This window comes from Thermodesulfobacteriota bacterium (assembly GCA_025062045.1).
Lineage (GTDB): Bacteria > Desulfobacterota > Syntrophorhabdia > Syntrophorhabdales > JANXAF01 > JANXAF01.
The window spans coordinates 195,133-211,244 of record JANXAF010000001.1; the positions used below are offsets into that span (position 1 = coordinate 195,133).

The following is a 16,112-nucleotide window of genomic DNA, read 5'->3' on the forward strand; positions in this document are numbered from 1 at the left end:
CTTTGGCCCGGGCCGAAAATTCACTTTACGTGGGGTTTGCGGCTCTTTTCCTTCCTTTTTAGTTTCGCGTTCAGGAAAGAAGACTCTCTTTTTGTATGAAAACGAAGAGGAGGCTCTTTTAGTAAAAGAAGAAATCGAGTTTTTCTCTGGAAGAGAGGTCCATTTTTTTCCCATAAAAAAAAACAGGATCTTCGAAAAGGATGACGAACTCAAAAGAATTGGCTTTTTCTTCAAATTCTACAGGGATTTCACATCGATTGGTCTTTTCCCTGAGGAGGAAGTAACACAAGCCGTAATCCTTCCAGAAGAGATAGGATCGCTTCTTTTTGAAGTAAAAGTGGGAGATTCTGTTTATCAGGAAGATCTCCTAAATTTTCTCATTGAAGGGGGCTACAGTCAAACTTCCCTTGTTAGGGAAAGGGGTGAATTTTCAAAAAGGGGTGGGATACTTGACATTTTCTCCCCCAATTACGATGAACCCGTAAGGATCGAATTTATGGGGGATGACGTAATCTCCATAAGGTTTTTTGACCCCCATTCACAGAGGTCAAAAAAACACATAGATAAAGCTGAGCTCTTGGATCTTCGGTATGAAGTAAAAAAAGTCGGCTCCATACTCTCCTATCTCGATGCAGGATCCTTAATAGTTCATAACGGGCTCCACGAAAAGCTAAAGATACGGGGAGATTTGTCCCTTTTCAAAAAGTGGAATGAAACTGTTAACCATTGTTTAAGTCTTGATCTTTCCGGCCTCACAGAGGAATATTCCGAAGTAATTCGTGCCACTTCCAATGAGGATATAAAAGCCGTCTTTAACGCAAAGAAGAATGAAGTTTTCAAAATCCTTGTGGAAATGATGAAAAATGAATGGCGAAATGTTCCCTGTGTATACATAGTTGCGAATTCTGAACATCAAGCTCATAGATTGAGAGAGATTCTCATAAACTACGGGATCTTCCTTCCTTGTGTGGAAAAACCCTCCTTCGATCCCCAACTAAGGGAGTGGGCGATCACCTACGGTACCTTAAGGAGGGGTTTTAGAACTGATAGTATAGTCGTAATTGCAGAAGACGAGCTACTCGGTCCGAAAAGAAGGACTGTAAAAGTAAAATCTCAGGCTCTCGACGAATTTGTAGAATCATTCAAAGAGTTGTCCTACGGTGACTACGTGGTTCACATTGACTACGGAATAGGGATATTTAGGGGAACAAAAGAGCTTAAAATAGACGGATGCGTTAAGGATTTTTTAGTCATTGAGTATGAGGGTGGAGACAAGCTTTATGTTCCAACCCATGATTTACATCTCGTGCAGAAGTACATAGCTACTGAGAAGGCAAAACCAAAGATAGATAGACTCGGGTCGACAAGATGGGCATATACTAAGGCAAAAGTTAGAAAGAAAATAGAAGACATGGCGCAAGAACTGATTGAAATCTACGCCGAAAGACGGTGTAGAGAAGGTTTTGCATTTTCCGAAGAAGACGAGATTTATAAAGAGATGGAGTCTAAATTTCAGTATGAGGAGACGGAGGGGCAAAAAAGGGCAATAGAAGAAGTTCTTTCGGATATGAAGTCACCAAGGCCAATGGATAGACTTCTTTGTGGCGATGCTGGTTTTGGGAAAACGGAAGTTGCTTTAAGAGCCGCTTTTAAAGCTGTAATGGACAATAAACAGGTTGCCGTGCTTGTTCCAACAACGGTTCTTGCCGAGCAGCATTACAAGACCTTCACCGAAAGGTTAAAAGAGTATCCGGTAAACATAGAGGTACTTAGCCGTTTCAAATCGCAAGAAGAACAGAAAGAGATTATCGAGCGACTCAAAAAAGGGACAATCGACATAGTCATAGGGACCCATAGGATCCTCCAAAAAGATGTGGAATTTAGAGATCTCGGGCTACTGATTATAGATGAAGAGCACAAATTCGGTGTGAAGCACAAAGAAAAGTTAAGGTCCATAAAAAAGACCGTAGATGTTTTGACTCTCAGTGCAACACCCATCCCTCGAACACTTTACATGGCCCTCATGGGCATTAAAGACTTAAGTATCATCGATACTCCGCCTCTCGACAGACTCGCCATAAAAACATACGTCACAAAGTTTGACGACGAGATCATAAAAAGAGGTGTACTAAGAGAACTCGAGAGAAATGGTCAGGTCTTCTTTGTCCATAACTACATCTACAACATTGACAAGGTAAAAGATCATTTGCAAAAGCTCCTTCCAGAGGTGAGGATCGCTATTGCTCACGGAAAAATGAAAGAGTCCCATCTTGAAAAGGTGATGCTCGACTTTATCGATAGAAAGTACGATCTTCTTCTGTCAACGAACATAGTTGAATCCGGCCTCGACATTACCAATGCAAATACAATTTTCATAAATAACGCCCATAGGATGGGGCTCTCAGAACTTTATCAGCTTAGGGGAAGGGTTGGAAGGGGGCCGAGACAAGCCTATGCCTACCTTCTAATTCCCTCAGGGGAGATACTCACAAAAGACGCGATGCTTAGGTTGAAAATAATAGAGGAGATGTCCCATGTGGGATCAGGCTTCCAAATAGCTAATTACGATCTCGAAATAAGGGGATGTGGGAACCTTTTGGGTAAGGAGCAGTCAGGTAATGTGAATTCTATTGGATTTGAGCTATTCGTTTCAATGCTCGAAGAGGCGATAAAGCGGCTAAGCAAAAAAGAGGTCGCGGAAGAAGATATAATACCAGAGATCTCCCTACCTATTGAGGCTTATATCCCTGACTCGTACGTTGAGGATCCCTCTCAGAAGTTGCTCCTCTACAAAAGACTCGCAAGGATAAAAACCGAAACCGAATTACAAGATATAGAAAGCGAAATAGTGGACAGGTACGGAAAGATGCCTGAGCCCGTAAAAAACCTACTAAAAATCATCGAATTTAGGCTTTTTCTTTCAAAGGCGAGAATCAAAAAGGTCGAAAAGACTGATAAAGGACTTTTTATTTACCTTACGGAAAAAACCCCGATAAACACTGAAAAATTAATAGAGTGCGCAATGAGGGATGGATTGAAACTTATGTCAGATCGTAGAATCTTTGTCCCATTAGCGGGCAAATTTTCGGAAATTACCGAATTTGCAAGGAATGTGTTGTTGAAGGTTTTGTCTCTGTGATATAAATTTCGGTAAAAGGAGGCTTCCGGATGAAAAAGCTAATATTAACAATTGTCGTAGTATTTTTGATTCTTGGATGTGGAAAGAAGGATGATTCGAAAGTTGTTGCTGAGATAGATGGAGAGAAGATAACTTTGAACGAATTCAACAAAGAGCTCGACAAGATTCCTACGGAACTTAAGATGCTTGTCGCAACTGAGATGGGCAAGAGGGCTTACCTTGAGAGGCTGATCATGAAGCGGCTTCTTTTGAAGGAGGCTAAAAAGGAAAAGATAGAGAAGGATAAAGAGTTCCAGGAAAAACTGGCAGAGATAAGGGAACAGCTCCTTATAGACATGCTCGTTAAAAAAAGATTGGAGAAAGCGGAGATAAAGGAGGAGGAGATAAGGAAATATTACGAGGAGAATAAAGAGCAGTTTAAAAAACCCCCGGAAATAAATACGAGACACATCCTTTTGAGAACAGCGGAAGAAGCAAAGCAGATCCAGGAAAGATTGTCGAAGGGTGAAGATTTTGTTGAGCTTGCAAAGAAGTACTCGATAGACCCAGCTGCTAAGACTACGGGAGGGGAAATAGGCTATCATCCGAAAGGAACACTTGTCCCTGAGTACGAGGAGGAAGCATTCAAGCTTAAAAAAGTCGGTCAGATAAGCGGGATCGTTAAAACGCGGTTCGGATACCATATAATAAGACTCGAAGGAATAAAACCGCCTTCGTATGCTTCTTACGAAGAGGTAAGGGAGATAATAAGGCAAAAGCTTCTACAAGAAAAGAGAGGAAAGATGCTGGAAGATTACTTTGCGGAGCTAAAAAATAATGCCAAAATAAAGATAAATGAGGAGGTCTTGAAAGAGGAAAGGATAGAAAAGAGAGAGGCTCCAAAGCCCGAGGAAAAGCCTAAAAAATGAAACGGGTCCTTTTTTTCGTCCTTTCTGTGTTTTTTACCCTTTTTCCTTTCGCTTTTACGGCCGGTGAGATCATAGACAGGATCGTTGCCGTAGTGAACGATGACATAATCACATTAAAAGAGGTGGAGCAGTTCGTACACGTCGAAAAAAAAGAGAGATTTAAGTCAGTTGATGATTACGTTTTAGGTCTTAGACTTCGAGATAAGCTTGAAATCCTCATAGAAGGTACCCTCATCAAACAACAGGCAAAAAAGATGAAGATTGACGTTTCAGAAAAAGAAGTACAAGCGGTAATCGAAAACATAAAGAGGCAGAATTTGATAACAGAAGACGAATTAAAAGAACAGCTAAGGCGTGAAAACATAACCTATGAGGACTTTATAAAAGGTATAAAATTGAGCCTCCTTAGAAATAAGGTTCTCGCTAGGGTCATAACTCCTGAAATTAACCTTTCGGAAAAGGATTTGATGGACTATTACAAAAATCATCCGGAGGAGTTTACAGACGAGGAGATCCACATCCACCAAATCTTTATCTCTGGCCTACGGGAGGATTCGAAGGAGAGAGCAAAAAGAGTTTATGAGTCGATAAAGGAGGGAGTTCCGTTCGAGGAACTTGCGAAAACGTACTCGGACGATCCCTCAGGTAAGTACGGCGGCGACGTTGGGTTTGTAAAAAAGGGAGATCTGATGCCAGAACTCGGTGAAGCTTTGAAAGGATTGAAGGAGGGAGAGTATACGGGGATCGTCCAGTCCCGCTACGGCTTCCACATACTGAAAGTAGTGGAAAGGAAAAAAGGTGAGATAGAACCCTTCGAGAATGTAAAGGATGAAATTAGAAAAAGACTCATAATGAGGGAGTCGGAAAAAAGATACAAGGATTACATAGAGAAACTTAAAAAGAATTCCTACATAGAGGTTAAGCTTTGATTAGGATACTCGTTTCGATGGGTGACCCTTCTGGGGTAGGAAGCGAAATAATACTTAAATCGATTCCCAAGATAAAAAAGAGGAGCATCCCTGTTATTGTTGGCGACTTGGAGGTTTTAAAAGAGACAGGGAGAATACTCGGGATGGATATTTCCAATTTGTTCTTGCCTTACATGGAGGGCAAAAAGGGAGATGTGGAACTTATAGACCTAGGTCTTCTAAAAGATGTAAGGTACGGTCTTGTTAATAAGGATTACGGGTACGCGGCTTACCAGTACGTTTTTGAGGGGTTAAAGCGGGTTCTAAACGGGGAAGTTTATGGCATAGTTACCTGCCCCATAAACAAGAAGTCCTTCGAGCTTGCAAACATCCAATTTACCGGGCATACCGAGATGCTTGGCCGGCTGGCTGGTGTTAATGACTACGTCATGATGCTGCAGAATAGAAAAATGAGGGTCTCACTTGTTACAACCCACGTTCCTTTTAAGGAAGTACCGAACCTACTATCGGTCGAAAGGGTCTTCAAGACCATATACATAACCCACAGATCTCTTGTAGAACTATTCAATATCGATTCGCCTAATTTAAAAGTTTGCGGATTAAACCCACACGCGGGAGAAGAAGGCCTTATAGGAGATGAGGAGCACATAATCGTAGAGGCCATAGAAAGAGCAAAAAACCTAAATATTATTGTTTCAGGTCCGTATCCTGCAGATTCTGTCTTTTCAAAAATTGACTGTGATGCTTACGTATCAATGTACCACGATCAGGGACTCATTCCACTAAAGACCATTGACTTCAAAAGAACCGTGAACGTTACACTTGGTCTTCCATTCGTTAGGACATCCCCCGGTCACGGTACGGCTTTCGATATAGCCGGTAGAGGGATTGCCGATCCTACAAGCTTTATTGAAGCCTACCTTTTAGCTGAGAAGCTTACAAAAAACCTTTTGACAAAGTCTCACGATAAGGATTAAAATAAGAAAAACCGCTTGGATCCAGGATACTGGACTGAGACGGAGGGTTTTTTTGGAGGTAAAACCTTCTGGGCAATGTCCAGAAGGTTTTTTTTTGGAGGGGTCGATGGAGAAAGTTACGGTACCACTTATAAAGCAGAGAAAGAATAAAGAGAAGATCACGATGCTTACGGCTTACGATTATTGCTTTGCGCAGATTCTCGATGAGGCAGGAATAGACATTATTCTTATTGGCGATTCTCTTGGGGTTTGCGTTCTTGGTTATCCGACTACAATTCCTGTTACGATCTCAGATATGATCCATCACGCAAAGCCTGTAGTAAGAGCGGTAAAAAGGGCTCTTGTCGTCATAGATATGCCCTTTATGTCATATCAGGAAAGCGTAGAGATGGCAAAGAGAAACGCGGGGAGGATGATAAAAGAGAGTGGAGCAGAGGCGGTAAAGATAGAAGGTGGTGAAAAAATGAAGGACGTCATAAAGGCCCTTGTGGACATAGACATTCCTGTCATGGGACACATAGGTCTCACGCCTCAGTCTTATTACGCCTTAGGTGGTTATAAAGTCCAAAAAGAGGAAGAAAGACTAATTAAGGACGCAAAGGCCGTCGAGGAAGCTGGTGCCTTCTCTCTCGTACTTGAATGCATACCTAGACAGATAGCAAAAAGGATCACACAAGAGCTCACAATCCCAACAATCGGGATAGGGGCAGGACCTGAATGCGACGGCCAAGTACTTGTCACCCACGATCTTCTTGGACTCCTTGGAGAATTCCGGCCAAAATTCGTAAAGCGGTATGTGAATTTAAAAGATATCATAAAGAAATCTGTAGAGGATTTTATAGCTGAGGTAAAAGGTGGTGTCTTTCCTGACGATTCGCATTCCTTCCATTGAGAAGATAACATGCTTTTTGTGACAAAAGTTAAAGAAATGCAGTCCCTTTCCGAAAGCCTAAGAAAAACGAAAACGATAGGCTTTGTTCCCACAATGGGATTCTTACACGAGGGCCACCTCTCCCTTATCAGAACTTCAAAGAGAATGGCAGAAGTTACTGTTGTGAGTATTTTTGTAAATCCAATCCAATTTGGACCGCAGGAAGACTTTGAAAGATATCCAAGAGATCTAGAAAGGGACAAGGGTATACTCGAAAAAGAACAAGTCGACATTCTCTTTTATCCTTCGGTTGACGAGATGTATCCCGAAGGCTACAAAACCTATGTTAGGGTTTTGGAGATGGAGGATTATCTGTGCGGCAGAACCAGAAAGGGTCATTTTCAGGGAGTAGCCACTGTCGTGACAAAGTTATTCAACATTGTCAAACCACATTTCGCTTTTTTCGGGGAAAAAGATTATCAGCAGTTAAAGATAATCGAAAGGATGGTAAAAGACCTGAATATGGATGTGAATATAATCGGCTGCCCGGTTGTGAGAGAGAGTGATGGTCTTGCTATGAGCTCAAGGAATACTTATCTGAGCCCAGAAGAGAGACAAAAAGCCGCAAATATCTACGTTGCTTTAAGGGAAGTTCAGAGGCTTTTTTTGGACGGGGAAAAAAAAGCAGAAAAGCTTATAGAAGCAGCACATAAAATACTTTCTTCTACTTCGGGTTTGGAGATTGAGTATGTGGAAGTGGTGGATACGGAGACCTTAAGGAAGCTAAGTACTGTCGAAGACAAAGCTTTGGTCGCTTTGGCTGTTTGGATAGGGAAAACGAGACTTATAGACAACGTAATTCTTCGGAGGGATAGAGTATGATGAGAGCTATGATGAAATCTAAGATTCACAGAGCTACCGTAACAGAAAGTAACATAGACTACGAGGGAAGTATAACTATCGACGAGGCTCTCATGGAGGAGGCCAATCTGCTCCCGTATGAACAGGTCGATGTCTATAACATCACAAATGGTGAACGCTTTACAACTTACGTGATAAAGGGTGAAAAAAACTCAGGAACCATTTGTATAAATGGAGCAGCTGCTCATAAGGCGAAGAAAGGTGACCTTATAATAATTGTTTCCTACGCTTACTACGACGAAAGAGAACTTAGCTCTTTCGAGCCAAAAAAGGTTTACGTGGATGAGAAAAACAGGGTTTTACGGAAATAACCGTTTCACTTCGTAAGATTTTCTTTGAGTTTAACTCCTATGCAATCGTATGTGACGATACCTCCCTGATAGGTATTAGATGCTTTTCTTAAGATCCGCCATCCACCTGCGTGGAATACCCCCTCGTTTTCAATTTTTTCAACCAAATCTTCTGACCACTGTAGTTGCTCGAGAAGGGCTGGGTTGTGGGTGAGTATCAAAGGTTTCGTCTTTGGTACGGCAACGATGGTCATGGGCTCGATTATGAGGTTAGAAAGATCGTGAAAAATGTAGGCTTCTTTCTGAGGACGGGCCTGAAGTCTTATCATCCTTGCCCTAGAATCAGGACCTATCGTCTCTTTTGTGGAGTCTATAAGGTCTAGAAGGTAGTTTCTCACATCGTTTAAACTACTCACATATCTTATCTTTTCAACGTCCGGATACGTTTCTATAGCCTTTGCGATCATTGAAACTTCGCGGAGATAGTGGTTTCTTTGGTTTTCCGGGACGAGGTACATGACGATCAGGTGGACAGGTTTTCCATCGGGAGCTCCATATTCGATACCCTGGGGGCTCCACCCTACCACGCATTTAAGATCTTCCTCAAATGGAACTCTCGCATGTGGACATGCCCATCCTTTGCCCAGAGCAGTATTTACAGTTTCCTCCCTCTTCATTACCAGTCCCACAACATCAGTATCGGGGGGGATTTCTGGAAAAGCTTCTATTACGTGAGCAAGAAACTGTAATGCATCCTTCTTTTCGTTCTCTGGTAACTCAAAGAGTCTTCCTTCTTGAAGGGCATCGAGTAGCGAATCCATTCTCATTCACCTCCATATCTTTTGAAAAACCAAACTTTTACTCTGTGGGTGAGAAGACAATATGAGGCAAGAAATAGAATTATCCATAGCCAGTATGTCGGAGGAAGAGGAACAAATCCTAAACTTTCCGCAAAAGGGGAATAGGGAAGGTATACTCCTATTGCCATTATCGTTAGAGTTGCAACAAAAAGCGGGATGGATGGAAAACTTTCGATTATTGGCACTTTCTTCGTTCTTATAACGTGTATTATCAGGGTTTGAGTGAGAAGCGACTCCACAAACCATCCCGTCTGGAATAGTCTCTCACTAGCAAGTTTTACTTCTTCAGCTACTCCTGGCAAAGTGTACATTCCACATCCAAAAACGAACCATAATAGTGCAAAGGTCAAGTAATCGAAAATTGAACTTATAGGCCCGATAAACATCATAAATTTTCTTATCCCTTCGATATTCCACTTGAGAGGCTTTTCAACCACTTCCTTATCCACATTGTCAGTAGGGATTGCAGTTTGCGAAAGGTCATAGAGGAGGTTGTTTGTGAGAACCTGAATTGGTTGCATCGGTAAAAACGGAAGAAGGTAACTCGATCCAACAACACTGAACATGTTTCCAAAATTTGAACTCGATCCCATCCTTATGTACTTCACTATGTTTGCAAAAACCTTTCTCCCCTCGACTATTCCTTCTTCTAGTACTCCCAGACTCTTCTCCAAAAGGACTATATCCGCGCTTTCCTTAGCTACATCCACCGCCGTATCTACAGAGATACCGACATCTGCTGCCTTCATGGCCGGTGCGTCATTTATGCCGTCCCCCAAGAATCCCACAACGTGGCCGTTGGCTCTAAGTTGACGAACAATCTGTTCCTTCTGCACAGGTGAAAGTTTAACGAATATGTCATATTCCTCAACTGCTTTTGCGAAAGCCTCCGCATCCAAAGATGAAAGCTCACCCCCTGTGATGAGTTTTTCAGCTTTGAGGCCCACGTCTTCGCACACCTTTTTTGTGACAAGCCCGTTGTCACCTGTAAGAACCTTTATCCTCACACCCCTTTCCTTTAGGAGTCTTATGGCCTGAATCGCCGAGTCTTTTGGGGGATCGTAAAAAGCTATGTATCCGAGGAGAATTAAGTTACTCTCATCCTCAACTGTGAAGGTCTTTTTCTCTCTGGGAAATTCCCTATATGCTATTCCCAGGACCCTAAATCCGTCCCTATTTAGCGCTTCCACATCTTCAAAAAGATCGGCTCTTATAAGATCTATGAGTGGATAGATATGGTCGTCTATCTGGTAGTGAGTACAACAGGCATAGATCTCTTCAACGGCCCCCTTGCATATGAGAACGTGTGAACCCTCGTAATCGACAACGACCGACATCCTCCTTCTTTGGAAGTCGAATGGAAGCTCATCCACAAGTTTGCATGAACTCACATCCAGATTTACGTGTTCAAGAATGGTACTATCTATTAAGCTCTTTAATCCTGTTTGAAAGTAACTGTTGAGATAGGCATACTGCAAAACCTCCTCACTTGTCTTTCCGATTATGTCGACGTGCTTTTTCAACACGACCCGATTCTGGGTGAGGGTGCCTGTCTTATCCGTACACAAAATGTCCATTGCACCAAAGTTCTGAATGGAGGGTAACCTTTTCACGATCACCTTCTTTTTCGCCATGCTCAGTGCGCCTTTCGCGAGATTTACGGTGATTATCATGGGTAACATCTGGGGCGTAAGACCAACAGCCACTGCAAGTCCAAAAAGGAGGGCCTGTATCCAATTCCCCTTCGTTATGCCAACAAGGAGAAATACACAAAATACCAAAACTGCCATGACCTTTGTCATCATGTAAGTAAAGGATTTAATCCCTTTGTCAAAACTCGTCTCCTCTCTCCCCTTCAATAGTTTTTCAGATATAGATCCAAAAAGTGTGTCTTTTCCTGTATGGATCACCACCCCCTTTGCCGTTCCGCTTACAACGTGCGTTCCAAAAAAGCATGCATTCGGCAATTCGAGGGCGGAATTGTAGTTTAAGTCGTTCGCTTCTACCACCTTCTCAACCGGCATGGATTCTCCGGTGAGGGCTGCCTCATTAACGAAAAAGTCCCGTGCGGCAATTAGTCTGAGATCAGCCGGAATTATTGAACCCGCTTTGAGGATCACGATATCGCCAGGTACAACCTCCGATAACTTGATCTCAGTTTCAACTCCATCCCTTAATACTGAAGCTCTCGTGGCTACCTGTTTTCCCAAAGCTTCCACAGCTTTTGCAGATCTATCATCGAAGATAAAGGAGAGCCCAACACTCAAAAAGAGCATGAGAGTCACAACAACTGTTGATTTGATCTCACCGATTATTGCGGAAACGAAAGCTATTATTAAAAGCTGGATGACAAGCGGATTTTTGAACCTGCCTAGAATATTTTCGTAAAAGGTGAGCCTCCTTAGGTGGGAAAGCTCATTCGGTCCATATTTTTCAAGTCTGTATAAGGCTTCATCGGATGAAAGACCTTCAGGCCTTGTACCCAGTCTTTTTAGAATAGCCTCCTGGGGGAGCCTACAAAGTTCAATGAGTATTCCTTCATTGCGATTTTTTACTCTGAGATCTTGGGTATTCTTCATGACTCACTTTTTTAAGGCCATGCAGGGCTTGCGGCCTTATAGTGAGCCACGAAGTTCGCGAATGGGAGGGCTCAAACTATGGCCGCCTTGCCCAAGCGGCCAACTCTTTCACTGGCGTCTTGTTCTCCCATAGCAGATAGATTTTATACATCTTGAAGCTAACCTAGTCAAGAAAAGATTTAAAATTCCAAAAAGATTTTGTTCCTCTCAGAGCGTGATTCCTGAATGCTTACAACGTATATAGCTGGAATAGCACCGACAGGACATTGAGCCTCACATATACCGCATCCCACACATAATCTGTGATCAACAACGGGAAGTTTTATGAGCATCTTTTCCTTCTTATCTTTTCTTTGCTTTTCCACAAATCTTATGGCCTTTTTTGGTGTGGGGCATACCTCCTCGCACACTATGCATGATATCCCGAATGCGTACGGCAGACATCTCGATTTGTCTATGAAGGCAAGACCTATCTTTACTTTTGCCTTTTCTTCTGGGGATAGATTTCTTATTGCACCGGTTGGGCAAACTTTCCCGCACATTGTGCACCTAAACTCACAGTAGCCTATCTTAGGTATAAGAATTGGAGTCCAAAGACCCAAAAGACCAGACTCCCAAAAAGATGGTTGAAGTCCACCCGTTGGGCAAACTTTCATGCATTGGCCGCACCTTATGCATCTTTTGAGAAACTCGCTTTCAGGAAGTGAACCTGGAGGTCTTATGAGTTTCGGATTGAAGTATCTTTCAGCAGAAAGTGGGTTGACTTTCAGAATTGGCGACAGGGCACCTCCCAAAAGAAAGGAAAGAACGAGATTTCTCCTTCCAACGTCTATCCTTTCTAAAAAGGCTGAGGGTCCATGTTTTATCGTGCCTTTTGAACAAACATTTTCACATTCAAAACATTGGATACATTCCGATCCACTCCAAGATCCATCCTTCAGTTTTAATCCGCCGCAACAAAGATTTTCACATCGCTCACAGCCTAGGCATCCTTCGCCTATCGACCTTTTAATCAAGGGAAAGAGGGAAAAGAGTCCGAGGAGGGCTCCAAGGGGACAGAGATACTTACACCAGAATCTCTTCTCCAGAAGATTAAGTCCAAGCAGGAAGAAAAAGAATATTCCTATAAAGAGGGACTGTTGAAAGTGCAAAGGCCTCTTTGGAAGGATGGTAGTTTTTAAAAAATGGTAAAGAGTCTCTCTTAAGCCGGTTAAAATATCGACGGAATAAATTAAATCCACGATCCCCTCAAAAACAAAGTTTACCGCAGGATAGACCGTGATAGTAAAGGAACGTATAAGAAGGCTTAATGGATCTAAAAACCCTGAAAGTTGTATGGAAAAAACCGACCCACCAAAGACGAGGAAAAGAAGGTAATACTTTACACTAAACCAGCACTTTTCTTTCTCTTTCCGTTTTTCCTTTATCTTTCCCACCAAATCGTTTAAAAAACCGAAAGGACAGACCCATCCGCAGAAAACCCTTCCGAGGAAAATCGCGCTAAAAAGGGTAAAGACAAAGAAAAAGGAAACATTCAAAAAAGAACGATTCGCAATTATGACATTTACCGCCACAAATGGGTCAAATTCTAAGAATATTTTTACCGGGTAACCTATTTCGTCGGTGCCTAAAGATTCGGTTTTCAAAAAAAGACAAAGGAAAGAAATGAAAAAGAGTGCCTGAGATACCAGGCGAATTCTACTAAAAGGGACTTTCACTGAACGGAAAGTCTCTTTATTCTCATTTTCTCTATGTCCATCCTGCCAATTCCCCTTTCTGCCGCTTTCTTTACAGCACCTATGTCTTCCGGTCGCAGACCGAAAAGAGTGGAACCGTAAGCATCAACGGCAACAGGATCTGTTCCGACTATTACAGTATTAGTCTGCACCACATCCTTTAAATCCCCTCCTTGCGGACCACCCCGAACAAGGATTCGGATTGCGTCTAAAACGGTAAGTGTTGGACGAACAAATGCGACCAAATCGGCTAATGAATCGTCAAGCCTCTGATGAATGAGGCCTCTGAATCCACCCATTATACCCATCATATTTTTGAGGCCCATCGTAAGTCTCGCTAGACTGTGGTGCTTTGCTATTGGAACGTTTATTATCTTGTCGGCCTCCAAAACCTCTGTCCAAAGTTCCCAAGATTTTAAAATTTCTCCTTTGATTTCCACCTTCCTAAACTTTCTATCGTCGGGGTACACTATCTTTGCTCCTTGAGATAATGCGTGTCTTTCTATCCCACTTTGAACATAGCAACGCTTAGGATCGTTAACACTTCTGTCGAGGACTTTGACTTGCTTTGCCCCTGCTTCGTAGCACAGCCTTACAATCTCGGCAACAACTTCTGGATTTGTGTTTGCTGCCATCTCCGGAGTTCTATCCCAGGCTATATTCGGTTTAACCACAACCACATCTCCTCTAGATACGAACCTTCTTATCCCTCCGAGAGCTCCTATTGCCGATTCAACAAGCTTGGCAGGCGGATATCCTTTAGCAACCGCTAAATCAGGATAGATGTTTGATTCGGCAAAAAGGAGGTTTTTTGTGTCAAATGTAAGACAAAGGACGAAAACTGTACCTACTTTTAAAAAATCCCTTCTTTCCACGAGCTTACGACATATTACAACCAGTTACTTTCACAGTCAACTAAATCATTTTATGGTCTCATCCCAACAAAAAGGTAAGTTATCCCGGGCCAGAATCTTTTAATCTTGACGTTTTTTAGTCCGATCCATTCCAATTCATCTTTTAGCTCTTCTGGAGACGAAAAAGACGAGATCGTATCGTAAAGGTAAAAATAGGCATCAGGATCACTAGAAAAGATTCTTGCCAAAAATGGCATTACATGCCTTATGTAGAACTTGAAGATGTGGTTTAAGGTTCCTTTTGCCGTCATCTCGAGGATTAGTATCTTTCCCCCTTTTTTTGTGATCCTTATCATCTCTTTTAGGGCGTTTTTTCTATTTGGAATATTCCTCAAGCCAAAGGCAATCCCTACTGCATCAAAGCTTTCATCCTTAAATGGGAGGTTATTCGCGTCGGCTGCAGCAAAATTGAAAAAACGATTTAGCTTTTTTTTCTCTATCTTTTTTTTCGCAAAGGAGATCATATCGAGGTTAAAGTCTACCGCAAAAACAAGTACGTGCGGATAGGCCTTTGCAACAAATATACCTAAATCCCCCGTACCGCAGGCAAGATCTAGGAACCTTTCATTCTCTTCAAGATTTATCGCCTCTACGGTCTTCCTCCTCCAGTAAATATCGAGCCCCACACTTAAAAGTCTGTTCATTAGGTCGTAGCGGTTAACAACCCGAGAAAACATAACCCGTACCATTTCCGCGTACTCTTTCTCGGGCTTGTTTATGAGATACGTTCCTTTTCGTCCCACAAAGAATCTAGCTTTTTACCCTAATTCTTGTGTTCTTCACTGGACGTATGATAAGTTTTTGTAAAAGAAGATTTGGCGCCCGTAGCTCAAAAGGATAGAGCGTTGGCCTCCGGAGCCAGAGGCTGTGCGTTCGACTCGCACCGGGCGCATATAATCCATCTACTTTACTCCCTTGAGATTGTGATCGTGAACTAATTCTCCCTTTTTTATGTCTTGTGCTGCAATTCCTATAACTTCACCGTACTTAAACACTTCTTTTCCCTTCTCTATATCTTCGATTGCAAACTTGTGTCCCCTTGGGATGTTTTCGAGAAGCACAATTTCTTCCTCTGTATTTCCCCTCTGAATAACTATTTTCTCTTTTGCTTTAAGACTCACCAAAGCTACGGCAATATTATCCCTTACATTCATAACTTGGGCTTTCCTCTTCATGGGTCTTTCCCCTTTCTAGTTCCTCCTGGACTGCCTTTATTATTCGTCTCACTTTATTTTTATGCTTTTCTGGCCCTATGACAAATGACTCCGGGATCCATTCCATTTCGCGGAGACTTTCAACTATCTGCCGGATTTTGTCCCAGGGGATAGAAAAAAGGATTCTCCCTTCGGGAAAGAGCTTTCTTGCCTTCATTCCAAAGCCAAAACCGGTTACAGTGAAATTAATATCGCCAGAGAGATAGGGATATATAAAAAGCCAGGCGCACGTTGCAACAGGAGTACCCTTAGCCACCCACATCTCTCCGGTCTCAAAGGATTTAGCCCGTAACATTATCTCTGCCTGATCCACGGTCAAAAGGAAGACAATTAGATCGGGTTCGAACGGAGAACTAAAAAGGGGCGAAAAAAGAACATATGAAACGGAGTCTTTCGGCATCATAGGTAAGTATTGGTATATCCTTCTGTTGGCTCTTTCTTCTTTGAATATACCCAGTCTTGGCCCCACAAATCCTTTGGTAAAAACGGGATCCTTTTCTTTCATACCTAAGATGAAAGGCCCAATGCAAGAAAAATTCTCCGCATCAGCATAAAAAATGCTTCCACTCTGAGCCTCCCTTAGCATTTCACAAAAGTCCATAACGTTTTGGAGGCGCCTAATTCCTTTGGGCTTTATATTCACGTACTTGATTGCGCAAGGCTCAAGTTCAAACTGAAATTTTTCTAAAATGCCAAAGATTTCCTTCATGCTCGCCTCCGGCAAACGATTTTTTCTCACCTATTATTCAATAACCGTTCTATCGATCGATGACA

The 16,112-nt window shown here is 42.4% G+C and carries 14 protein-coding genes and 1 tRNA gene; 8 read left to right on the forward strand and 7 right to left on the reverse strand.

Annotation, left to right across the window (positions count from 1 at the left end):
* The first annotated feature begins 91 nt into the window (after positions 1-91).
* The 7 genes from mfd (at position 92) to NZ583_01005 (ending at position 8,056) form a co-directional block, all read left to right on the forward strand.
* The gene (gene mfd, locus NZ583_00975) at positions 92-3,139 is read left to right on the forward strand and encodes a transcription-repair coupling factor (protein MCS7280191.1); all 3,048 of its coding nucleotides are present in this window, start codon (positions 92-94) and stop codon (positions 3,137-3,139) included.
* Positions 3,140-3,168: 29 nt separating this feature from the next.
* Entirely contained in the window at positions 3,169-4,047 is an 879-nt protein-coding gene (locus NZ583_00980; GenBank protein MCS7280192.1) for a peptidylprolyl isomerase, read from the forward strand.
* On the forward strand, positions 4,044-4,976 hold the full coding sequence (locus NZ583_00985) for a peptidylprolyl isomerase (GenBank protein ID MCS7280193.1): 933 nt from the start codon (positions 4,044-4,046) through the stop codon (positions 4,974-4,976). The genes NZ583_00980 and NZ583_00985 overlap by 4 nt, the downstream gene beginning before the upstream one ends.
* Positions 4,973-5,953, forward strand: a complete 981-nt coding sequence (gene pdxA / locus NZ583_00990) for a 4-hydroxythreonine-4-phosphate dehydrogenase PdxA (GenBank protein ID MCS7280194.1) — start codon at positions 4,973-4,975, stop codon at positions 5,951-5,953. Before NZ583_00985 ends, pdxA begins: the two co-directional genes overlap by 4 nt.
* Before the next feature lie 106 nt (positions 5,954-6,059).
* On the forward strand, positions 6,060-6,845 hold the full coding sequence (gene panB / locus NZ583_00995) for a 3-methyl-2-oxobutanoate hydroxymethyltransferase (protein ID MCS7280195.1): 786 nt from the start codon (positions 6,060-6,062) through the stop codon (positions 6,843-6,845).
* A gap of 9 nt (positions 6,846-6,854) precedes the next feature.
* Positions 6,855-7,706, forward strand: a complete 852-nt coding sequence (gene panC / locus NZ583_01000) for a pantoate--beta-alanine ligase (GenBank protein ID MCS7280196.1) — start codon at positions 6,855-6,857, stop codon at positions 7,704-7,706.
* Positions 7,703-8,056 (forward strand): aspartate 1-decarboxylase, encoded by a 354-nt coding sequence (locus NZ583_01005; protein MCS7280197.1) that lies wholly within the window; start codon positions 7,703-7,705, stop codon positions 8,054-8,056. Before panC ends, NZ583_01005 begins: the two co-directional genes overlap by 4 nt.
* A gap of 5 nt (positions 8,057-8,061) precedes the next feature.
* On the opposite strand, the gene NZ583_01010 is transcribed toward NZ583_01005, so the two are convergent.
* The 5 genes from NZ583_01010 to NZ583_01030 all read right to left on the reverse strand — a co-directional run bounded on the left by NZ583_01010 (position 8,062) and on the right by NZ583_01030 (position 14,867).
* Positions 8,062-8,856, reverse strand: a complete 795-nt coding sequence (locus NZ583_01010) for a PTS sugar transporter subunit IIA (GenBank protein ID MCS7280198.1) — start codon at positions 8,854-8,856, stop codon at positions 8,062-8,064.
* A gap of 2 nt (positions 8,857-8,858) precedes the next feature.
* Entirely contained in the window at positions 8,859-11,474 is a 2,616-nt protein-coding gene (gene mgtA, locus NZ583_01015) for a magnesium-translocating P-type ATPase (GenBank protein ID MCS7280199.1), read from the reverse strand.
* Between the two features lie 179 nt (positions 11,475-11,653).
* Positions 11,654-13,120: a 4Fe-4S binding protein gene (locus tag NZ583_01020; protein ID MCS7280200.1), complete on the reverse strand. Its 1,467-nt coding sequence runs from the start codon at positions 13,118-13,120 to the stop codon at positions 11,654-11,656.
* Between the two features lie 68 nt (positions 13,121-13,188).
* A complete protein-coding gene (locus NZ583_01025; protein ID MCS7280201.1) occupies positions 13,189-14,085 on the reverse strand; it encodes a DUF362 domain-containing protein in 897 nt (298 codons plus the stop codon).
* Positions 14,086-14,135: 50 nt separating this feature from the next.
* Positions 14,136-14,867 carry a ubiquinone/menaquinone biosynthesis methyltransferase gene (locus NZ583_01030; protein MCS7280202.1) on the reverse strand — a complete coding sequence of 244 codons (732 nt, stop codon included), beginning with the start codon at positions 14,865-14,867 and terminating at the stop codon, positions 14,136-14,138.
* A 75-nt stretch (positions 14,868-14,942) separates the two neighbouring features.
* Between NZ583_01030 and NZ583_01035 the strand changes: the two genes are divergently transcribed.
* A tRNA-Arg gene (locus NZ583_01035) sits at positions 14,943-15,016 on the forward strand.
* Between the two features lie 10 nt (positions 15,017-15,026).
* Here NZ583_01035 and NZ583_01040 read toward each other — a convergent pair.
* Positions 15,027-15,278 (reverse strand): UxaA family hydrolase, encoded by a 252-nt coding sequence (locus tag NZ583_01040; protein ID MCS7280203.1) that lies wholly within the window; start codon positions 15,276-15,278, stop codon positions 15,027-15,029.
* Positions 15,262-16,047: a DUF169 domain-containing protein gene (locus NZ583_01045; GenBank protein ID MCS7280204.1), complete on the reverse strand. Its 786-nt coding sequence runs from the start codon at positions 16,045-16,047 to the stop codon at positions 15,262-15,264. The genes NZ583_01040 and NZ583_01045 overlap by 17 nt, the downstream gene beginning before the upstream one ends.
* Between the last annotated feature and the right edge of the window lie 65 nt (positions 16,048-16,112).